The 19,685-nt window shown below is 56.0% G+C and carries 26 protein-coding genes and 6 pseudogenes; 23 read left to right on the plus strand and 9 right to left on the minus strand.

The window, feature by feature from the left end:
- Nucleotides 1–14: 14 nt before the first annotated feature.
- Complete coding sequence (locus HF257_RS14825; protein ID WP_185706743.1) at nucleotides 15–299, minus strand: hypothetical protein; 285 nt, start codon at nucleotides 297–299, stop codon at nucleotides 15–17.
- 22 nt (nucleotides 300–321) lie between these two features.
- Nucleotides 322–705, minus strand: a complete 384-nt coding sequence (locus HF257_RS14830) for a LuxR C-terminal-related transcriptional regulator (RefSeq protein ID WP_185706745.1) — start codon at nucleotides 703–705, stop codon at nucleotides 322–324.
- A gap of 122 nt (nucleotides 706–827) precedes the next feature.
- Between HF257_RS14830 and HF257_RS14835 the strand changes: the two genes are divergently transcribed.
- On the plus strand, nucleotides 828–1,058 hold the full coding sequence (locus HF257_RS14835) for a hypothetical protein (protein ID WP_185706747.1): 231 nt from the start codon (nucleotides 828–830) through the stop codon (nucleotides 1,056–1,058).
- 546 nt (nucleotides 1,059–1,604) lie between these two features.
- On the opposite strand, the gene HF257_RS14840 is transcribed toward HF257_RS14835, so the two are convergent.
- Complete coding sequence (locus tag HF257_RS14840; RefSeq protein WP_185707176.1) at nucleotides 1,605–2,255, minus strand: S24 family peptidase; 651 nt, start codon at nucleotides 2,253–2,255, stop codon at nucleotides 1,605–1,607.
- Nucleotides 2,256–2,454: 199 nt separating this feature from the next.
- Here HF257_RS14840 and HF257_RS14845 point away from each other — a divergent pair, with 199 nt between their 5' ends.
- From HF257_RS14845 to HF257_RS14895, 11 genes are all read left to right on the plus strand, one after another.
- Complete coding sequence (locus HF257_RS14845; protein WP_185706749.1) at nucleotides 2,455–2,691, plus strand: helix-turn-helix domain-containing protein; 237 nt, start codon at nucleotides 2,455–2,457, stop codon at nucleotides 2,689–2,691.
- A gap of 138 nt (nucleotides 2,692–2,829) precedes the next feature.
- Nucleotides 2,830–3,054, plus strand: coding sequence for a hypothetical protein (locus tag HF257_RS14850; protein ID WP_185706751.1), 225 nt, complete (start codon nucleotides 2,830–2,832; stop codon nucleotides 3,052–3,054).
- Nucleotides 3,051–3,758: a helix-turn-helix domain-containing protein gene (locus HF257_RS14855; protein WP_233081334.1), complete on the plus strand. Its 708-nt coding sequence runs from the start codon at nucleotides 3,051–3,053 to the stop codon at nucleotides 3,756–3,758. Before HF257_RS14850 ends, HF257_RS14855 begins: the two co-directional genes overlap by 4 nt.
- Nucleotides 3,751–5,118, plus strand: coding sequence for a replicative DNA helicase (dnaB, locus tag HF257_RS14860; protein WP_185706753.1), 1,368 nt, complete (start codon nucleotides 3,751–3,753; stop codon nucleotides 5,116–5,118). The genes HF257_RS14855 and dnaB overlap by 8 nt, the downstream gene beginning before the upstream one ends.
- Nucleotides 5,118–5,327: a hypothetical protein gene (locus HF257_RS14865; protein WP_021492509.1), complete on the plus strand. Its 210-nt coding sequence runs from the start codon at nucleotides 5,118–5,120 to the stop codon at nucleotides 5,325–5,327. Before dnaB ends, HF257_RS14865 begins: the two co-directional genes overlap by 1 nt.
- Complete coding sequence (locus HF257_RS14870) at nucleotides 5,324–6,619, plus strand: tyrosine-type recombinase/integrase (RefSeq protein ID WP_185706755.1); 1,296 nt, start codon at nucleotides 5,324–5,326, stop codon at nucleotides 6,617–6,619. The genes HF257_RS14865 and HF257_RS14870 overlap by 4 nt, the downstream gene beginning before the upstream one ends.
- A gap of 5 nt (nucleotides 6,620–6,624) precedes the next feature.
- A complete protein-coding gene (locus HF257_RS14875) occupies nucleotides 6,625–6,945 on the plus strand; it encodes a hypothetical protein (RefSeq protein WP_185706757.1) in 321 nt (106 codons plus the stop codon).
- 3 nt (nucleotides 6,946–6,948) lie between these two features.
- Complete coding sequence (locus HF257_RS14880; RefSeq protein WP_185706759.1) at nucleotides 6,949–7,512, plus strand: hypothetical protein; 564 nt, start codon at nucleotides 6,949–6,951, stop codon at nucleotides 7,510–7,512.
- Between the two features lie 214 nt (nucleotides 7,513–7,726).
- Entirely contained in the window at nucleotides 7,727–8,089 is a 363-nt protein-coding gene (locus HF257_RS14885; RefSeq protein ID WP_185706761.1) for a hypothetical protein, read from the plus strand.
- Between the two features lie 93 nt (nucleotides 8,090–8,182).
- Complete coding sequence (gvpU, locus tag HF257_RS14890; RefSeq protein WP_185706763.1) at nucleotides 8,183–8,665, plus strand: gas vesicle accessory protein GvpU; 483 nt, start codon at nucleotides 8,183–8,185, stop codon at nucleotides 8,663–8,665.
- A gap of 156 nt (nucleotides 8,666–8,821) precedes the next feature.
- Entirely contained in the window at nucleotides 8,822–9,145 is a 324-nt protein-coding gene (locus HF257_RS14895; RefSeq protein WP_185706765.1) for a phage holin, lambda family, read from the plus strand.
- Between the two features lie 289 nt (nucleotides 9,146–9,434).
- Here the strand turns inward: HF257_RS14895 and HF257_RS14900 are convergent, their stop codons facing one another.
- A complete protein-coding gene (locus HF257_RS14900) occupies nucleotides 9,435–9,662 on the minus strand; it encodes a hypothetical protein (RefSeq protein WP_185706767.1) in 228 nt (75 codons plus the stop codon).
- 542 nt (nucleotides 9,663–10,204) lie between these two features.
- Here HF257_RS14900 and HF257_RS14905 point away from each other — a divergent pair.
- The 7 genes and pseudogenes from HF257_RS14905 (at nucleotide 10,205) to HF257_RS14935 (ending at nucleotide 14,238) form a co-directional block, all read left to right on the plus strand.
- The gene (locus tag HF257_RS14905; protein ID WP_185706769.1) at nucleotides 10,205–10,789 is read left to right on the plus strand and encodes a terminase small subunit; all 585 of its coding nucleotides are present in this window, start codon (nucleotides 10,205–10,207) and stop codon (nucleotides 10,787–10,789) included.
- Nucleotides 10,790–10,904: 115 nt separating this feature from the next.
- A pseudogene (locus HF257_RS33300) lies at nucleotides 10,905–11,093 on the plus strand (phage major tail tube protein); the annotation flags it as partial.
- A gap of 572 nt (nucleotides 11,094–11,665) precedes the next feature.
- Nucleotides 11,666–12,031: pseudogene (locus HF257_RS14915) on the plus strand (phage late control D family protein); the annotation flags it as partial.
- A 76-nt stretch (nucleotides 12,032–12,107) separates the two neighbouring features.
- Nucleotides 12,108–12,617, plus strand: coding sequence for a glycoside hydrolase family 24 protein (locus HF257_RS14920; protein WP_185706772.1), 510 nt, complete (start codon nucleotides 12,108–12,110; stop codon nucleotides 12,615–12,617).
- A complete protein-coding gene (locus tag HF257_RS14925; protein WP_185706773.1) occupies nucleotides 12,614–13,120 on the plus strand; it encodes a lysis system i-spanin subunit Rz in 507 nt (168 codons plus the stop codon). Before HF257_RS14920 ends, HF257_RS14925 begins: the two co-directional genes overlap by 4 nt.
- Before the next feature lie 193 nt (nucleotides 13,121–13,313).
- Nucleotides 13,314–13,688, plus strand: a complete 375-nt coding sequence (locus HF257_RS14930) for a helix-turn-helix domain-containing protein (protein WP_158235477.1) — start codon at nucleotides 13,314–13,316, stop codon at nucleotides 13,686–13,688.
- Between the two features lies 1 nt (nucleotide 13,689).
- Nucleotides 13,690–14,238, plus strand: coding sequence for an ImmA/IrrE family metallo-endopeptidase (locus tag HF257_RS14935; protein WP_185706775.1), 549 nt, complete (start codon nucleotides 13,690–13,692; stop codon nucleotides 14,236–14,238).
- A 640-nt stretch (nucleotides 14,239–14,878) separates the two neighbouring features.
- Here HF257_RS14935 and HF257_RS14940 read toward each other — a convergent pair.
- The 4 genes from HF257_RS14940 to HF257_RS33575 form a co-directional block, all read right to left on the minus strand.
- On the minus strand, nucleotides 14,879–15,571 hold the full coding sequence (locus HF257_RS14940; RefSeq protein WP_185706777.1) for an SOS response-associated peptidase family protein: 693 nt from the start codon (nucleotides 15,569–15,571) through the stop codon (nucleotides 14,879–14,881).
- A gap of 28 nt (nucleotides 15,572–15,599) precedes the next feature.
- Nucleotides 15,600–15,962: a hypothetical protein gene (locus HF257_RS14945; RefSeq protein ID WP_185706779.1), complete on the minus strand. Its 363-nt coding sequence runs from the start codon at nucleotides 15,960–15,962 to the stop codon at nucleotides 15,600–15,602.
- Nucleotides 15,963–16,055: 93 nt separating this feature from the next.
- Nucleotides 16,056–16,265: a hypothetical protein gene (locus HF257_RS14950; RefSeq protein WP_185706781.1), complete on the minus strand. Its 210-nt coding sequence runs from the start codon at nucleotides 16,263–16,265 to the stop codon at nucleotides 16,056–16,058.
- 337 nt (nucleotides 16,266–16,602) lie between these two features.
- Nucleotides 16,603–17,004, minus strand: a complete 402-nt coding sequence (locus HF257_RS33575; protein ID WP_185706783.1) for a hypothetical protein — start codon at nucleotides 17,002–17,004, stop codon at nucleotides 16,603–16,605.
- Between the two features lie 134 nt (nucleotides 17,005–17,138).
- Between HF257_RS33575 and HF257_RS14960 the strand changes: the two are divergent.
- From HF257_RS14960 to HF257_RS33580, 3 genes and pseudogenes are all read left to right on the plus strand, one after another.
- A pseudogene (locus HF257_RS14960) lies at nucleotides 17,139–17,306 on the plus strand (LysE family translocator); the annotation flags it as partial.
- Nucleotides 17,307–17,996: 690 nt separating this feature from the next.
- On the plus strand, nucleotides 17,997–18,269 hold the full coding sequence (locus HF257_RS14965; protein ID WP_185706785.1) for a hypothetical protein: 273 nt from the start codon (nucleotides 17,997–17,999) through the stop codon (nucleotides 18,267–18,269).
- A 73-nt stretch (nucleotides 18,270–18,342) separates the two neighbouring features.
- A pseudogene (locus HF257_RS33580) lies at nucleotides 18,343–18,711 on the plus strand (RES family NAD+ phosphorylase); the annotation flags it as partial.
- Between the two features lie 446 nt (nucleotides 18,712–19,157).
- Here the strand turns inward: HF257_RS33580 and HF257_RS14975 are convergent.
- Nucleotides 19,158–19,379, minus strand: a pseudogene (locus HF257_RS14975) (GNAT family N-acetyltransferase); the annotation flags it as partial.
- Between the two features lies 1 nt (nucleotide 19,380).
- Between HF257_RS14975 and HF257_RS14980 the strand changes: the two are divergent.
- Nucleotides 19,381–19,683 (plus strand): annotated as a pseudogene (locus HF257_RS14980) (ADP-ribosylglycohydrolase family protein); the annotation flags it as partial.
- Nucleotides 19,684–19,685 lie beyond the last annotated feature (2 nt).

A 19,685-nucleotide genomic window follows, 5' to 3' on the forward strand; every position in this document is an offset into this window, starting at 1 on the left:
CCGAAGTACGCCGCTCATGAAGACCACCCTTCGATGTTGACCTTTTTACCATCGGCGCGGGCCTCCAGCAGCTGGGCGCGGTTGATCGCTGCCTTCCAGGTGAAGCACATGCCCATAACCTTGCCCGTGGAGCGCTCCACTACGTAATAGGCCCCGCGGCCCTTATTGACTACTTGGAAGCGAACCCCTTGAGCGGGCTGCTCTATACCGATCAAGGCGTACATCTCGCTGGTGGCAATGGTTGCGCGCACACGGAGAGCCGCGAGCCCTTCGGCACGCTCTTGAATTGATTGGGGCATATCATTTTCCTCGGTGTTTGAGTTAAGCGAGCAGCATCGGTTGTTCGGCGCGGCGTACCATCCTGACTTCTGCCGTACGGCGTTCTGGTACCCGGCGGTCACGACGCATTGACTCGTCACCGATCATTGCTTGCATGGCGATCAGCGCCGCCAACACGAAGCACATGGGCGAGATGATCTGGCGACGCATAGCCTCGGCAATCATGGCGGTCTGGCGGGTAACGCCGAGCTTGAACATGGCACAGGAAAGGCGCTTCGCTACAGTGCAGGCTTTCACGTCGAACTGGCGGGCAATCTCTTTGGCCGTCATGCCCTGGGCGGCGGCCAATAGGTACTGAAGCTCTTTGGGCGCAAGGCCTCTACCGAGGTGACCCTTCCATGCGCCGCAGGTAATTTCTCTGTCCATTTGGAATTCTCGGTGTGATCAATGGATGGCCAGCGGCCAGCTCACCACTGCCCAGGTGACGGGCTTTGCGCTAGGCTGAGCGCTCTGACACATCACAACCTGCAAAGGAGGGCGAATTGCGCATGCGCAAGTTCAAGTTGAAGTTCAAATACGACGCGGACGACATGAATCCGAAGACTCTTGAGACCGACCGGTCGATCAAGGTAGGGGACGCCGTGGAGCTTGAGGACGGGTTCTGGTATGGCGTTATGGAGATTCGAATTCTGAAGCGAGATATTCAGCTAATTCTTTCGAAATCGTCTCAAGATGCTGAGGAGGCAAAGCTTGTAATGATGCAGTTATTGTCCGACTGAGAACTACAGTTGCGAACTAAAGGCAGTTCTGTTTTTCGATGTCGCGGGTTGGGTGCATTAAGTGGAGTTTCGTCTTCAAGCCTGGATCTCCCTGACACGCCAAGGTCATGAGGGCCGCCTCAATTTTCCTTTGTAACGACGGAGTTGAAACCCGAGGTTCGGTAATGTTTGTGCCTTCTGGCTGTTGCATTTCGACACTCCTCTTAGTCATCCCAAAGCACCCTCGCAAGAAGGTGCTTCAGTGATGCGCTTCGCCTGCACCCGCTACTGGCGTCGGTCACAGGCACAATCAAATTGTTCTTCCAACCGCGGCTTGCCCCGCTGGATAACTGTCTTGGTGATTTACGCTGCACACCCGGGTCAGTTGCCAACCCTCTGAACCGTTAAGGCCGGTTCATCGCTGCCTACCATCTGGCCGGTTTCTATCCGGCGATGAGGCAAATTTAGCTATAAGCTAAATTCTAGTCAATAGCTCAGAGCTAAATAAAATTAGCTATGTGCAAAAAAGCCCGCACATGGCGGGCTTCTTAATTTAGCTGACGGGTATTATCGCGCGTACATTCCCCACCAAAAAACGTGGCCGAGAATGCTTATCTGCTCATCGTGCAATTGCTGGTAGCTGTAGTCTTCATCGGGATGTTCATCTCGATTGAAGCTGCGCATTCGCATGCCCGTGGGAAGCCGGTAGAGTTGTTTCACACGCAACTGACCGTTGTGATTGATTGCATATAGATCGCCGTCTACGACCTCGGCGAGAGCTGTGCTGCCAATATTCACTCCCACAATGGCACCGTCCCTGAGCACTGGCAGCATGCTATTGCCTCTGACGGTGACACATCTCGCTTTGTCGAACTGCACACCATTCTGGCGAAGGCTGCGCTTGTCGAATCGAAGGCTTGATTTCTCGCCTTCTTCAATAACAAAGCGGCCTGATCCGGCTGCAAGCTCTACCTCGCGCAGATATGGAACTGAAATTTCATCATTCTCTAGTGGGGTACCGTCATCCCACAGACGTATCTCCTGCAATCCTGAATGACCAGGATCTCCAGTCAGCGCTTTCCCTGGGGCGTAACCCTGGAGCGAGTCGAACCAGCCAGGATCCAATCCTTCCAAGCGCTCAATGCGTCGAGCGACTTCATCGCCGATGTTCTTGGAAGTTTTGTCCGAAAGGACCTGGCTCAAGTGAGCAGGACTCATTTCCCAGCGCGCCGCGCACGAGGCTTTTTTCTGCTTACCAATAAGGGTTCGCAGATTTCGCTTTCTGATTTCGTAGATATCCATGTGCCAAAGGTTGCCACCATTTAGCGCATTGCTAAATATGCTCACAGCTAAATTATCCTTGCTGAAAATGTAGCCCTAAGCTAAATTTCTCGCCGTATTAAACGGAGAGGTACCTATGAATGACCATCTACGGGGATGGCTCGCCCGCAAGACCGCCGAGGAGCGTGAAGCCACAGCCAAGAAGGCTGGAACCACAGTTGGGCATCTTCGGCAATTGGCGGGCGGGCACCGGCAAGCTTCAGCTGATCTTGCTGAGCGCCTTCAGGACGCCTCATCGGGAGAAATAACAATCGCCGGGCTTCGGCCTGACCTGATTCCAATTGCTCGAAAAGTGCTACTCGGCGCGCACTGATTACTGGCAATTATCCAGCCGAACACGCCGCGACATCAGTGCTTTGCATTAGCTGTTCAGGCATCCAGTACCCAGTGTGTAGACATAAAAAAACCGCCTGGCAGGGCGGCTTAGTACAACTTTATTCCGAGGTCGATAATGATCAAAAACAACCCCCCAGTCAATAGTTCTGGCGATGTCACGACACTTCCCGGCGAGCCCGAAAAGGTGTCACGACACACCGTCACCAACCAATTCGCAGCGATGAATGCCGCCTTGATGATCAGCGGCCAGTATTCGCGCGCTTCCAAGTCCCAACTGCGCCGGGAATGCCTCGATTACTTGAAGGCATCCCTGGCTCCTGCCCAGGATGTTCCTGCATGAGTACCATCATCATGAGCCTGTGCTGGCCGTTGCAAGGCATGAGTGGCCCGCAAAAAGCAGTCCTAATTTCGCTGGCTGACAATGCAAACGACGAGGGTGTTTGCTGGCCTTCTATTGCCCGCATCTCTGAGCGCACTTGCCTCGCTGAAAGGACTGTTCAGGCCTCCATAAAGTGGCTTGGTCAGGTGGGCATTCTGTCTGTCCGGGAACGCATGGGGCGGTCGACAATTTACACCCTAACCCCCGCATCTTATGCACCCCCGCAGGAGGCGCGCCCCGCAGCAGATGCACCATCACCCCCGCAGCTCACGACACAAACCCCCGCAGCAGCCGCACCCAGAACCGTAATAGAACCGTCAAGTGAACCGTCACCTCTTGTTGGCGCCGAGCAACCAACGAAAATTTCGAAGCCGAAATGCCCAACTCAGGCAATCGTCGATTTGTTCAACGCAACGATCCCGGAGTTTCCCCGGGTCATGTTGTTGACGAAGGATCGGATCGCCAAGGTCAACGCACGTTGGAACGAAAGCGATGTTCATCAGGATCTCAGTTTCTGGGCTGAGTACTTCGCCCTGGTGCGCTCCAGCGAGTTTCTGATGGGTAAGATTTCGGCTTCTGGCGGAAATCCTTTCCGCTGCAACTTCGATTGGTTGATTGCCCCGAGCAACTTCGTGAAGGTCGTTGAGGGTAATTACAATGCGTGATCCTTACAGCCTGGAAGCCGAACACGGTGTACTGGGAGCGATGTTCCTGCGCCCTGAGCTGATCGATATCCTGGCCGCCGACCTGGTGCCCGAGGACTTTTACTACGAGGACAACGCCGAGCTTTATCGCGGAATTTTGGCCTTGCACGGTGATGGTCATCCCGTCGACATCGTGACGGTAGGGGTTTATGTGGGTGATCTGCCCGGTGGCGCGAGTTCGTTTGCCTACGCTGCAGAAATTGCCCGCAATACACCGAGTGTTGCAAACGCCGCTTCCTACGCCGGAACGGTTCGTGAGCGCAGCCTGGATAGGTCGATCATCGAACTGAGCGTGCGGATCAACGACATTGCCTACGGTGACCAGCCGGCGGCGGACAAGGTCGCAGCGGTACAGGCTGAGTCACACGCCATCGACAGTCAGTCGGCAACATCCGAAGTGGTCAAGGCGGAGGACTTTCTCAACGACTACATCGAGGTTCTACAAGCCCGGGCGGATCGCGGTGATGAGATAGACGGCTTGTCCACGGGTATTCCTGATTTGGACGAGAAGCTGCAAGGCCTCAAGCCTGGCCAACTGATCATCATCGCTGGCCGCCCGGCCATGGGCAAAACCACGCTCGCCATGAACATCGCATCTCACGCCGCTATCCGTGATGGGAAAAGCGTGATGGCTTTCAGCCTGGAAATGGATAACACGGGCCTGATGGATCGCTTCATGGCGTCCGAAGGGCGAGTGCCGTTACAGCTGATCAAAAATGGCAAAGCCCCTAATACCCACGGCACCGAGCTGATGAGCGCCGCCGGCAAGCTCAAGAAGTCGAACCTGTTCCTGTCGGATCGCGCGTCGATGTCAATGAATCGACTGCGCTCGGCCGCTCGCCGCCATAAGCGTCGGTATGGCTTGGACCTCATTGTCATCGACTACTTGCAATTGGTGGAGTCCGACTCGCGCACTTCCAGTCGCGAGCAGGAAGTCAGCCACATGACACGCACTGCGAAGTTGATGGCCCGTGAGCTGGGCGTTCCGGTGATCCTGATCAGCCAGCTCTCCCGTAAATGCGAGGAGCGCCCGAACAAGCGTCCGCTGTGTTCTGACCTGCGTGAATCCGGCGCCATTGAGCAGGACGCGGACATCATCCTGTTCGTGTACCGCGACGAGGTCTACCACGAACACTCCGAAGCCAAAGGCATTGCCGAAATCATTATCGGCAAGGGCCGAGATATTGCCGGCGGCACCGTGCGTGCTGCTTTTCACGGTCAGTACAGCCGATTCGAACAGCTTGCGGCTGGTTGGGTTGAGCCGACCAAACCCGAAAAGGTCAGCAGCCTGGCCGGTCGTTACAGAAAGGAAAAAAACTGATGGCACCGATTCGCCTGGCCGTTCCGGTCCCGGCCAATTACCGCTATGCGGTGCATTGCTGCGGCTTCAAGTTGGACATGGACGTCCTGCCTGACCATGCCGTGGCTTTGTTCGCTGATGAGGCCATGGCCAAGCGCTACGGCGATTGGATGTGGCCATCGACTTTTGAGGTCGTTGACCTACTTGCCCGAAAGGAGGGCAACGTTTGAATACCCAAATCAAAACCCTGACAGTAAAACTGTCGGATGCCGAGATTGTGCGCAACGCCAAGCTCGAGCATGTGCGTGACCTGCGCGATGCCGGCCACCCTGCATTGCACTTTCGTTTCGCCAAGAACCGTGCGCGCGGCGCTTGGTATCTGCTCCACAAGCGGCAGTGGCACCGTATCGGCGCCTTTCCCGATCTGAACACCAAGCAGGTGATCGCGGCGTTGCCGGCAGTGCGCCTGCGTGTGGCGGCGGATGGGGCGGCCAGCGTGTCGGGCTGGCTTACCGTCGGCGAGCTGCTCGACTGGTTCGGCGAGCGCATGGCCAAGTCACGGGCGCTGTCCGACAAGCGCCGCGCGGCCATCAAGTCTGCGATCAGCTGCCAGCTAAAGCCGCGGCTGAATGATTTGCTGCTTAGCGATGTCAACGCCCAGGCCCTCGACCGGTTGCTGATGTGGCCGGTGCAGGCTGAGCTGTCGCTGTCGTATGTTCAGCAGCTGTTTCGTCTGCTTGCGATGGCCTTTCGTCAGGCGCGCAAGCTGGACCTGATCCCCGCCAACCCGATGGCCGAGCTGAAGTTCAGCAACTTCACGTCGGCGCGCATTCAGCCCAAGCCCGCCCGGCTGCGTGATGTGCAGGTGCCCGAGTTGGTGACGGTGCTGGCTGAGTGCTTCGACAGCGCGCCAGGTGACGCCATGCTGGCCTTGATGATGCTGTGCCACGGCACCCGGATCGGTGAAACCCGCCAGGCGCGGTGGGCTGACGTTGCATTGCCTGAGTGTGAGTGGTTCCTGCCGGCGGAACACACCAAAAGCAAAACCGAGTTGCGCGTACCGCTGACTGATCAAGTGTGCGCACTGCTGCGCCGTTACCGTGACCGCCAGACCGCCCAGGGCTACACAGGGGCTTTTCTGTTCCCATCGCGCCGTGGCAAGCCGCTGAGTGATAACCAAGCCAGTGCCGTGTTCACTCGGTTGGGGCAGGGCGCCTGGACAAGTCACGATCTGCGCAAGGTCGCCCGCACCGCCTGGACTGACCTCGGCGTCGACGGCCACATCGGCGAGATGTTGCTCAACCACTCGCTGGGCAAGATCGCTTCCACCTACATCAACACCCAGGCCAAAGAGCAGCGCCGCCTGGCGTTGGTGAAGTGGCACGACTGGTTAGATGCGCGTGGCTTCAAGGCGATTCACGCGCAGACAGGCGTTAGATATGAAGATTCTCAAAACCTCGTAGACGCCTTGAACGGCGGGGCCTGCGAGCCAGAACCACAATTTGTTAAGGGCGAGGTTTGAAAATGATGAAAAAGAGTAGTGGCCCAGCATTCCGCACCGCACAGCTCGACCTTGCCAAGTGCCCTGCATGCGGTGGACGCGCGGTGATCAGTGGCGTCTTTCATAAGTTGGCCTGCGTGCAATGCAACGCATCGGGCTGGGTCGCCGCTGAATCTGGTGAGGCGTTGCCGCTAGAGGTGCTGGTGACGCAGCTGAGCATTCGGCTCCAGGCGGCTGACCATCAGATCGAACAATTGAAACGGCCGGCGTTGTTGGGCGGACCGGCAACCCAATACGACGAGAACAACCGCTTCGGCGCCGGCGGCACCAACTACACGGGGGATTGAGCCATGACTATGTACAAAGACGTGATGGGCACCCTTGTGCGAGTGCTGGCAGCGGACAACATCGACAACAGCACCAAGCAGTCTTGGCAGAAGCTGATAGACGCCGACCTTCGCCAGGGCGGCAGCGGGAGCACGTTGTCCGTGCGCGACAAGTTCGATTACGACTGCTGCCTGTACGCGCTGCTGCATCGTCAACTCGATCCTGCGCAGTGGGATGTGCTGGTGGCCAAGTACTCTACGCACAAGGCAAACAAGGTCGGTGCCATCGGCAGGCTGGTCTCCCGCATGGTCTCTCCGGCCCCTCAGTTGTTCATCTACAAAGCCCTCACTGCATGGGCGATCCCGAAGCTCAAAGGTTTGCAGGTAGGAAAGCGTTCTACCGACATGATCGTGTTGCCTGCAGAGTTCTACGACATGAACACATGGGATCTTGCGGGTACTCCCGAGCGAACTCGCCGTAACTGGCGAGGCGGTATCTACAAGCGTTTGGAGCAACTTGAAGAGCAGGCCGTGATTCATGCGACCGAGATATTCGACAGCGAGCAAATCTTTGTAGATGCCGCTTGACCTGTTGGCCGACTGGCCGTAAATTAAGCCCATCATGTCGATTTTACGCGTTATGAGCGACGACAAATAAAGCCCAGCCACCGCGCTGGGCTTTTTGCTTTCAGAAGATCATTGAGCCTCGGCATTTGCCGGGGCTTTTTGTTGCTAGCCGTCTTTTGAGATTTGGATGATGTCTATATGATGGCCTCACAGTCATCGCCTAGAAAGGAATCCAATGCGGTCGTTATTTGCAAAAACTTTTGGCGGGTTGAGTGGCCCGGTGTACCTACGTCACTTTTTGTTCGGTGCTGTATTAGGGGCACTACTGGTCGCATTGGCGCTCAGCGGCAACCACAAGCCAAATTACGGGTTCATCGTTTTCGCTCTGATCAACACCGCGCTGTACCCATACGCAAGGTTCGTTTATGAGAGCGTGGTAGGCTACATCGTTGGCAACAATCAGTTTTACTGGGAAACAAGAGCGTTCCTTTGGGCCAAGTGCTGCACGATCCTTTTGTGCTTCATGTTTGCGATATTCGTCGCTCCTATTGGGCTAACCTATTTGTTCTTCCGTAACAGCAAGCGCTCGGCTATGTGACGTTTGTCGAAAGCCCGGCCGTTGCGTCGAGCTTTTTGTTTGCTTTGAGTTGGTGTATAGATTGCTCATCAACCAAGTGGCAAGGAGCTATCAGTGTCAGACGAACAAGTGAAATCCCGAATCGACGCACTGCGAGAGCAGCTAAGTGATGATATTTACACCAAGACCAAATGGGAGGGGCGTCAAACTGACTGGCTTGTTCAGTGGTTTGCGGCATTTGTTAATGACGCAGAAGCAGAAGTATCAATTCCTGTGACATTCACGATTGGTGGAAATCTGGTCAGTGGAAATTTAATATCTGAGGCAGCTTACTTTGAGAATTTGGCATCTAACTTTGCTATGGCGCTTCCTGACGTAGCTAAGGATGCCGGCAAAGAACTGATTATGGCACTCCAGCCCAAACTCACTGCTGATGAAGATGATCGGTTAGCCTGTCAATTTGTGCATCTGAAAAATGCTCAAGTGTTTACAGGTGCTTCGCAGCCAGTTCCTTCGATTGGCACCCTCTGGCGAGGAAAAATATCCAGCGTTGAAGGTTTCAGTCTCGGCTCACTTAGCGTAGCCAGTCAAAATTAACAGCTAAAACTTCCCGCAAGCGCGGGGGAATTACCAATACCAAGCCTCGGCATTTGCCGGGGCTTTTTCGTTTTCGGCTCCACCACACCCATCGCGCTGAGCTGGGAGTGCTGATGGGCCGGATCAAACGCGCTCCCCCTTAAGGGAGAAATCGAGATGCCGAACATGCCTGAAAAGGATCCTGGCCTGTGGGCCGCAGTAATCGCCTGGTTGGTGATGCACCAGCCGCAGATCTATGCAGCAGGCCTCTCCGTCGGCATTGCTGTGCTGCGAGTGATGTATGGCGGCGGTACTCGTCGCCAGATGTATCTGGAGGGAGCGTTGTGTGGCTTGGTTACGCTGTCGTTGGTGCCACTCCTTGAATGGATGGGCTTACCGCAGAGCATGGCCACATTCGCCGGCGGTGCTGTTGGTTTCCTCGGTGTAGAGAAGGTACGCGGTTATTACGACCGTGCCGCTGCCCGGAAGGTTGAGGGCTGATCAGCGCCACGTTTTCGAATGCGCCAAATCGTGGCGCGCAAATCAGCAAGGGAGGGTCGAGCGATGCAGGTACTTGTAGTGGGTGAAGCAAAAGAGGTTTTGTGGGTGAAGACTGAGACCGGCGGTGTAGCAAGCCTCTCATACCGCCGGGATGGGACACTGGAGAAGATCATTACTGCGCTTGAGTCAGCGCTTTGTCAGGCTCGGGGTGAGGCTTCCCAGGCCGTGGTGGATAGTCACTCCGCTGTGTTGAGCGACGCTGCTGGTGCTCATGCGCGTAATGAGCAGTTTATTGTTTCGGCGCTAAGGATGGGGCGTTGACGGCGAAGATATTGGCCGTCGACTTTCTGACCTCTTCCAGGTCATCTCGGAAACCCTCAGGAAAGTGTTTCAGTTCCATATCGAGGAACGTGTGTGCTTGACGAACAACGTTCTGTTGACCGTTTTCATTGAGCGCTCTGATTAGAGAAATAAGCGCGAGTTGGGTTGCAAATGCTTCTGTGTTCAAGCTTTTCATATACGTCCTTGATGGTTTGGATGAACTCAGATCGATCTTAACCACTAGCGGCGGCATCTGCCACCAAGTGCCAGATACACCAGGCATTTGTAGCCGCTTCACTACAAGCAGAGCTATCAGCGGTCAGCGCATCTACACAAAGAGCGGGGACTGATGCAAGTCATGCACCGAAATGGCGCGCCGCGGGCGTCCGGGGACCCTGGGGATTTTCGAGGGACACGGGGCATAGAACCCGCGGGAAAGCGTTAGCCACAGGGTTTGAAAGTTAGTTGACAGCGGTTGACAGGTTGACAGGATTTGCGTGTAAAAAATTCTCCACATCGGGAACACTATCAGTAATCCGGAGGGCGGTATTTTCCACGCTCATCCCCCTTAAACACTGGTGTTAGCGTCCTTTTTTTGTGCAAGAGGATTTGACAGCGAGCGTCGAAAAAAACGACAGGAAACCACCGAAAATCGCTGTCAACCTTGCCGGGTTAGTTGACAGAGTTAGTTGACAGGATTGGCTGACGAGGTCGACCTGGTTTCAAAAGGGAGGCCACATGACTTTTATGACTCGCAAGCAGTATGGCGAGATGAAGGGATGGTCCAGGCAGTATGTCGGGAAACTGATTCAGTCCAGGCGACTGGTCTTGAACGAATCCGGATTAGTGGACGTTGGCGCGAGCGAAAAGCTGCTGTCTATGACCAGTGATCCAAGCAAGGCAGGTGTTGTTGCGCGTCACAAGCGCGAGCGCTCTCCCAAGGACGCGCCTACGGGCAGTACAGCAGTCGTTACATTGCCGAGCCTCGATGGCTCCGCAATGCTGCAAGTTGGTGATGAGCCTGACTTTCAGAAGTCTCGCGCTATGCGTGAGCATTATTTGGCTCTGCAAGAACAGGCTAACTTTCACCAGCAGCAGGGTTCGCTTGTTTTACGTAAGGCTGTGGAGGACGGCGCATATGGCGCGGGACGTCTGGTACGCGATCAGCTGCTTGGTATCGTCGCGCAACTAGCGCCGGAGTTGGCCGTTATGACCGACCCATGGAAAATTGAAAGACACTTGACGGCGGCCATCCGCCGCTCACTAGAAGACGCCGAACGAATTTCTTCAGCGGACCGAGAACACGCCCTGACTCCGAGTTGACCTTATGCTAGCGGAACACCCTGACGGTACAGAACTGTATCGCGAGGCGTATTTCCGTGGCTTGCGCCCGGACCCGGACGTGTGGGTGGATGAGTGGGCTGATGAGTTCATGCGTATTCGCGGCATGCTTTCGGAGCTGGATCCGGGCGACTGGAAGCCCGGCGACGCAGCGGAGTTCAAGTACGCGATCAGCGTCAGCTATTACAAGCTGGAAGTCGGTGGCGTGCGTATGTACGAAATCGACCCGGTTAACACGGTGCGCGTCATCAATGGCGTTGACCAACTCGCCGGCGTTCGCCGCGACAAGATCAAGGCCGACATGGTCACGATCAAGGACACGGACGGCAAGGCCAAGATCGAGGCCGACGCGGCGGCGGCCCGGGAAACGTCGAACGCCAAATGGAAGACGGCCACGGCGGGCATGGAGGCTTCCATGATCAGCTTCGGCGATGGGCTGCGGCCGCTGACCGACAAGGTCGCGGATGGCATGGGCAAAGTGGGTTATGCGCTGGCGGACCTGGCCAACAAGTACCAGCCAGTTACGGCAGTGATCGCCGGGGTAGCCGCCGGTGCCATAGCCCTGGGCGCGGCCATGAGCACGCTCAAGCTCGGCAAGGGTTTGCTCAACGTTGGGCGTGGCTCGCTGATGGGCAATCCGAATATTCCGCAAAAAGTGATCGTGACCAACCTTCCCGCCGGTGGCCTGGGTGGGCTGGATGGCGGTGTGGACGGTGGCGGCAAGAGCGGCAAGGGTGGTAGGGGCGGCAAGTTGAACGGCAAAGGTGGCTCGATGTTAAAGGGCGTCGCTGCGCTGGCAGTGGTTGAGGCCGGCTTTAAGATCAAAGACACCTACGACAACGCCACGAGCTGAAGCTCATCAGCCTGGACAACACCGATGCGCCCGACGGGCTGCCGGCGGTTCACACCGACCGGCATATCTACCCCAACAAGACCGCTGCGGAACAAGCCGCCAAGGCTCGCCTGACAGCCTTCAATCGGTCCTCGGCAAGTGTTCGCCTTGAAATGCCTGGGCGTACTGATTTGTTTACCGAGCGATCAGTTAACGCCAGTGGCTTTAAGGCCGGCATTGACGGTGAGTACCTGGTCGACTCGGTGGAGCAGGTATTCACTCAGGCGGGCTGGTCGACCACCGTTGAGTGCAACGGCGGCAAGAAAGGTAAGGCCAAGGCCAAAAGCAAGAAGACGAAGAAATCCAAGGAGGTCAAGGTTTTAGAGCTTTGACGTCACCCCCTGAAACGCCCGCTTAACCACTTTGACCGCCGCCGCTTGGCGGCTTTTTTATGCCTGGAGAAAACTAATGGCGCGACTTTCCGAATCACTCGCCGGCAGCCGTAACGTGCTGGCCTTCCTCGATATGCTCGGATGGAGTGAGGGCACGAGCATCTCACCGGCCACGGCTATGGACGGTTACGATGTGATCGTGACCGGCATCGACCGCAAACCCGAAGTGTTTAAGGACTTCACTGATCACCCTTTCGCCAAGGGGCGCGCATCGAAGGTCATCAATAGTAAGGGGCTGACCTCCAATGCATCTGGCCGCTATCAGCAGATGCTGAGGGACTGGCCGCACTACAAGGCCTTGCTAAAGCTGCCGGACTTCAGTCCGATCAGCCAGGACCTGTTGGCGCTGCAGCACATTCGCGAGTGCAGGGCATTGCCTGACGTGCTTGTCGGACGGATCGAGACGGCTATCGCGAAGTGCCGGAACATCTGGGCCAGTCTACCGGGGGCCGGGTATGGCCAGCGCGAGCACCGGCTGGAGGATCTGCTGAAGCAGTACCGGCTGGCAGGCGGGGTGATGTCGTGAAGCCTGGGCAGATCCTGGCAGCGATCCTGCTGGCGATGATGATCAGTGCCGCCGGCACCTGGCAGGTCCAGGACTGGCGCCTCGGCAAGACGTTAGCGGAGCAGGGCGCCCAGTTCCAGACAGATTTGGCCGCGATTGGCAATGCCGCTGCAGTTCAGGCCCGCACTGAGCAGGACAGGCGGCTGGCCACCGAGCAGCAACTGGCCGCCTCCGACCAACAACATACCAAGGAGCTATCCGATGCCCAACGCAACCAGGCTCTTCTGCGCGATCGCCTTGCCACTGCTGATGTGCGGCTGTCAGTCCTTCTCGACTCCACGGATTCAGCCAGTGGCTGCAACGTGTCCGCCGCCCCCGGTACCGTCGGCGTGGTTCATGCAGCCCGTCGAGCCCAACTTGACCCAGCGCATGCTCAACGAATTATTGCCATCACCGATGCCGGCAACCAAGGATTGATCGCGCTTCGGGCGTGCCAAGCGTATGTGAGGGCTATCGCCCGCTGAGGTGCGAGGATTTCAGTCAAGGCTTTGACAGAATGTTACTTGTGCAGCGTTCGCAGCGTCGCATAGCGAACCATCAGGATGTGCAGATTGTCATACTCGCACCTGTATTTATTTTTCATTTCTCGCTTGCTCGATTAGCAAAATCTGCTAATCTAGTTTTCAGCGAGCTATGTTAGTTCGCTTGGAGGCATATATGTTGACTGAAATCGGTAAATTCCTTCGAAAAGCACGCATTGACCATGGGTGGCTTTTGAAAGATATGGCTGAAGGCGTCGGAATCTCCGCAGCCCACCTTTCTACGATCGAAACCGGTAAGCGCCAGATTACGCAGGATCTGGTGAGCAGGCTGGGAGCCTTTCTCGGATTGAGGGTCGGTACACAAGAATACGCAACACTGGAAAAGGCCGCGCTGCTCAGTCGTGGGCAGGTTGAGATCGGAACGAAAGGGATGTCTGCAAAGCACCAGGAGACGGCATTAGCTTTCTCTCGGCAGTTCAATGAGATGAATTCGAATGACCTGGATAGGATTCTTCAGGTTCTCAATTCCGCTCAAAAGAAAGGTAGATGAGATGAGTGGCCCTTCATGTGAAGTACCTGCCCGAAGTGAGGCGGAAATTTTCAAGCTTGCGGCTACAGTGCGCTCTGACTTGAAGATTACCGCCGATGCGTTCCCCATCATCGAGTTTTTAGAGCTCGGTATGCCCCAATTCTTCGAAGGGTTTGCCCTTGAGGTTGGAACGATGGCGCAGATGGGGAGTAATCATGGCCTCACGATTCCCTCGGAAAACGTGATTCGATTGAGAGAGGATGTTTACGATCGCTGTTGTGAGGGCCAAGGCAGGGACAGGTTCACGGCAGCGCATGAGCTTGGTCATTACCTGATGCACCGGAATGCACCGATTAAGTTTCACCGGGCTGAACAAGGTAGGCTGCCTGCCTATCTAGATAGCGAGTGGCAGGCAAATAGATTCGCAGGCGCGATACTGATGCCTGAGAGTCTGATGAGGGAGTGCAATACGTTGTTTGATGTGATGCGAAGATTTGGCGTTAGCTATGACGCAGCATCATATCAAAACAGAGTTTTGGCTAAGAAAGGCAAGATGAGAATTTTGAACTGATTGGAGTTGGCGCTCCAATCAATTCGGTGAGCTTTAGAGAAGGGGCTCGCCCTTGCAGGGTAGCTGCGAAAGGAATGTTAGTCGTTTCCTAGCGGATGGCAAGAAAAAAATTCCTTCTGCTAAGGAGGTGACTATGGAATATGCCTAAAAAACCAGCCCCTAAAGGGTTCCGTTGGGTTTTCTGCCGATACCGTCGGGTGAAGAACTCGCAGCGCGTACTCGACGCATGGGAATACGGTCATGAAGCCTGGTGCTTCTTGGTCCGTTGCTAAGCCATGCACACTGCAATTCCTAGACTAGCGAGGATGCAGAAGCAAAAAAGCTCAAGAAGTGCTTCTAACACTTCTTGAGCCTTGGTGAGGTGAATGAGGGTCTACCTAACCACCCTGATTCCTGCACAGATGTCTTGGGGAAGACGTTACCAGTGTAGTTGTGGTCTCAAATCAGGGCAAGCGAAAACCTTCCAACCCTTCTAGGGGAGGGCCTGCCATGGCTTACTCGACTATGAAGAGCGTTTTTGTGCATCGCTATTTTCGTTACCGGCTTGGTCGGTGGGAAAATGTATGCCAACACTGGCGCTCTCATCCTGGTCAGTTGACCTTGTTTTAAATGCGATAAAAATGAAGCCCCTGATGGGGCTTCATTTGCTGGCGGGTATCAAAGGTTCAATCAGTTCTGGTCCTTTGTTCCGCACATTGCCTAAAGCCGTGTCGACCTTGAACCACTCGAAGGCCTCAGCCGGCTCACCCTGGTGCAACACCATCTGCTCGGCCCGCTCCTTTGTCGTGGCCGGGTCCAGCCATTCCCTGGCCAGTTCAGGCGTCAGCACCACGGGGCGACGGTCGTGAATGTCCACCATGCCGCCGGCGCTGTCGGCGGTAATGATCACAAAGCCATCATGCTCGCCAGGGCCTTCGTCCGCGTCTGGCAATTGGCCAATGGCAGCGGACAGTACGGGCGTACCGTCCCGTCGGCGGATCAGGTAGGGCTGTTTCTTCGGGCCGCCTTCGTCGACCCACTCAAACCAGTTGTCCAAGGGCGTGATCGCTCGGTGCGGCCAGATCGCCCGGAAGAACGGGCCGTGGGCGACCTTCTCGACGCGTGCGTTGATCGGTGCTGCTCTGTCCTTGGCCCAATGTGGTCGCCATCCCCAGCGCACCAGATCGGCGTGCAGCAGATCGCCGTTTAGGTGGAGTAGGGCGACTTGGGTTGTCGGTGCCACGTTATAGCGCTCAAGGGGATGATCACCCACGGAGTTTGCCAAGGCATTTGGCATGCTCAGCGCCGCAACGAAATCATGGATGCCCCGATACTGTGAAAGTCTTCCGCACATAATCCTTCCCTCCAAGCGTCAGCTGAGCCTAGCTGGCACTGGGGTTTTGAGCCTTACGAATCTCGCCCAGGAGCCACTGGTTCTCTCTAAACAGGTGGTCGCGCTGATCGGCGACTAGTTGAAGGCTGTAGTTCTTGGCGCCCAAATCCGAAGTAGCCAGGTTGAGCCTGGTCACTTCGGACAGCGCTTTCTTGAGTTCAGCCTCCGCAGACGCTTTGCCGGTGGACAGTTCGTCGCTGAGCTGCACCAAGCCGGAAACGTTGGCGCGTGCTTTCTTGAGCATCGCCAGGGCCTGGGTTAGCTCATCCTCGAGAAGGGCGCACTGGTGCTTGTACATTTCTAAGGGCGTTGGGCATCCGAGCCACTCGCAGGTGTCTTGATCGATGGGCATGGGTTAGAAACTCAAATACTGTATGCGTATACAGTAATCGAGGTTTGGGCGTGACGCGATTTTAGGCGACGAGCAGCACGCCATTTCCGATGATTAGTCAGGTGCCATAAGTACCGCTAGGGTGAGCTTTATGAACTCTTCATTGTTATCGATGGCGGACAGGGCACCCCGGACGTTTTCAGCTACATCAGCGGAGCCGCGCTGCTCAACCCAGTTGGAAATCTCCATGATGGATGCTTCCAGGGCCAACTGGTTTTCGTAGAGCTTAGAGAGTAGGGAAGGGAGCAGGTCTGAGTTGGGCATCGGTGTTCCTCTGGTTGAGTGAACAGCGTAGCAGTCGGCGATTGGGAGCCCACTCCAAGGTCATGAGTGTCCGCTCTCGAGCCTGAGCCGCCCTTCGCGAAAGGCGGCAATCGGCCAAAAGCGGTCACTCCGCATGCCTACGAAGCCAGGGGCGATTCAGGTGTCGCCGAAAACATAAAAACTGTACGCCCGAAAGTCATATCCCCCCATGGAACTTCCCAAAAAAATGATGTCAATTTGATTGCTCGTTACAGCAACAAGATCATCTTGGATCAGTCAGCGTCAGGCTATTTCCTGACACCCTATGGAGAGAGTGATGAGAGCCATCATTGCGATGTTATTGATGTTGAGTACCTACGCTCATGCTGGTTGCGGCAACATCAGTGACAGCGATCAACGCGCTTATTGCGAGGCCAAAACCAATGGCCAAAGCTGCGGCAATATCCGGGACAACGACCTTAGGGCCAGTTGCTCGGCGGAAATGAATGGCCAAAGCTGCGGCAACATCAGTGACAACGATCAGCGCGCTTACTGCAATGCCAAAGTCAACGGTCAAAGCTGCGGCAATATCCGGGACAACAACCTTCGGGCCAGTTGCTCGGCGGAAATGAATGGCCAAAGCTGCGGCAACATCAGTGACAACGATCAGCGCGCTTACTGCAATGCCAAAGTCAACGGTCAAAGCTGCGGCAACATTCAAGACAGCAACTTGCGTAACGAGTGTGATGCCATAAAGCATTGATCTCCGAATCACGCGGGACCAGCCGCTCTTCATCGACGCTGGACCCGCGCACTTGAACTCGTCAGTTGTTAAAGCGCTTGCCGATTTCTTATCCTCGTGGCCACCTCTGCCCAATCGATACCGAAGTTCAGATGTACCTCGCCACCCTCTCCCTTTTCGTCCCCGCCTCCTTCACCCGGAATGTGGCACCCGGCCCGAACAACCTGTTGTCCGTGAGCAACTCCACGCGCTACGGCTACCGCACCTCGTGCCTCGCCGGTACTGGTCGCCTGCTGACTTGCGCCGGGTTGATCGCCCTCGAAAAACACTAGATTTACGAACACTGCTGAACGATTTAGCCAATCTGTTGCATCGACCGGAGACTTCTCCGAACAAGACCAAATATCCTACGCAGAGCTAGAATGGGGTGAGTACGGATGCCAATCAAGAGGATGAGCGGTCCTGCGTTTGAGCTCTAAACCCACTGTCCGCATTGGGACGAACGCGGCCATATGATTTGTCTCACGAGTCGCGGGCTATTGGTGGGTTGTGTTCGGTCGGCAGGACGCCGGGGGAGGGGCAAAAACAGTTCCCAAACCAAAACCGCACCCCTTGCAGAATGCGGCCTGTAGCTTGGTTGGTAGCTGCAAGTAAAGGAACGCCAGCGACCTTCAAGGCACCAGCCCGCTTGATTTTGCATAGCGGTCTTGAAAACCGGCGAACGTTAATAGCGTTCCCAGGGTTCGAATCCCTGGTTTCCCGCCAAACAGATAAAGAAATCCCGCGCGCCAGAGGCTTAGCGGGATTTTTTTTGCCTGCGATTTGGATTTCTACCCCGTCTGTACCCCCGTTTGTGACGGGATTTGCAGGGGCTGTGTGGGCCGGTGTGGCGGCGGAGGTGTGCGCAAAAGTGACAGGCCGGCAGCTCCGCTACGGAATAGGCCTGTGTGGTAGGGCTGGCACTTCGACGAGTCTGTCAGCGCCAAACCTGCGGGCTGTCGACGTGCTTGGTGGCGCTCGAGAGCACCATCCGACGCCGCCTGAGCAGCAATGCACGGTTCAGCGAGGCCGAGTCCGAGCGGGTGGTGCGTCTGACACGGGTGTATGCCGAGGCAGTTGAACTGTTTGGCGGCGATGAGCGCGCGGCGCTGTTGTGGCCGAATACCCCGGCCGACTACCTTCCTGACCAACCGGCGATCTGGCTGGTGCGCCTGTCGGTGATGGACTCGGGTGCCCGGCTGATTGCGTCCCATATCCGCCGCACCGCCCATTGCATCTTCTGATGCAACTGTGGCGCATTTCAGCCTTCCCAGGTTTGAGTGGGTTGGGTGACATCATGCCGATGGCTGTTGGCACACCTTGTCACGCTCGGTTATCTATGCCGCTGAACACCCTGCGCTGGCCATGGTTGAGGTGTTGGCGCATATGCGACTGAGTCTGGCGAACATTCCGTCAACCTTGCAGCTGATCCGAATCGAAGTGGCGCCTGGGGCATTGATCGGTTCATCGCAGGCGTTACCGGTCGGTTGGCAGGCCAATGAGCCGACCTCGCATGCGATGGGCATTCGTTGGCTGGATGCGGGGGTGGAGTTTCTGTTGCCAGTACCGTCAGCATTGATACCCCACGCGAGCAATTACTTGGTTAACACAGCTCACCCACAGGCACAGACACACTTGGTCGAGAGTATTGAGCCGTTTTGGTTTGATAAGCGATACCTGCGTTAGCAAGCGAGAAGGGAGTTTGCGAGTATGAGCCTGATACCTATAGATCGGTCGACCTCCAGCATGGGGTGCTTGGGGTCGAGTGTTCGAATCACTCCGTCCCGACCATATAATTCAATGACTTGGCCCAATCTTCACCGGTTGGGCTTTTTCATGTCTGGGAAAAACCCCCTACTAAAACCCCTACCGGTGGGTGGGCTGCCGTGAGTCGCAGGTTCTCGCCCCTTTTGTTGGCGCAGAAAGCCGAAGGGGGGTGTGATCGCAGATGACGTTGCAGGGCACCATCCGACGCCCACTGAGCAGTTGCGCATGCTTGGGCCCAGAGTAAGTCGGAGCGGCTGATGCGGATGACGCACGCGTATACCGATGCGTTGAGACTGTTTGGTGAGATGAGGCTGCTGCTTTGTCGTGGCTGAACACGCTTGCTGATTACCTACACGATCGGCCGATCAGCGAAGGAACTTGACGTACACGAGTTCAGGATCATATTCGTCAAGGTTTTCGATTCGTCCGCTCGGTATAAAACCAGCCTTCGCAATCAATGCTTGTGAAATACTGTTGGAGGCATTGGTTGAAATAAACAACTTGGGTGTTTTGCTCATGGCTTCGGCTGCAGATAGTAGACGCAATGCCACACCCAGACGCCGATGAGTCGGTGACACGACCACCAGCTACCAGCACAAGGTCAGCGCTGAGATTGTGGGCACGGGCTATGCAGTCGCCTCGCTGGAAGCCGCGCTGTGGTGCTTTCATCATACGGATAGCTTTGCAGAGGCTGTGCTGGCCGCTGTCAACCTGGGCGATGACGCTGACACCACTGCCGCCATCGTTGGGCAAGTAGCCGGTGCGTACTACGGTGTGCAGGGTATTCCACTGGGGTGGTTAAGCAAACTGTGGATGCATGACCGCCTCCAGGCCACCGCCGACGCGTTGATGCAGATGGGCGAGTCTTGCCGAGAAACTCGCCCATCTTGATG

It is taken from the genome of Pseudomonas cremoris, from assembly GCF_014230465.1.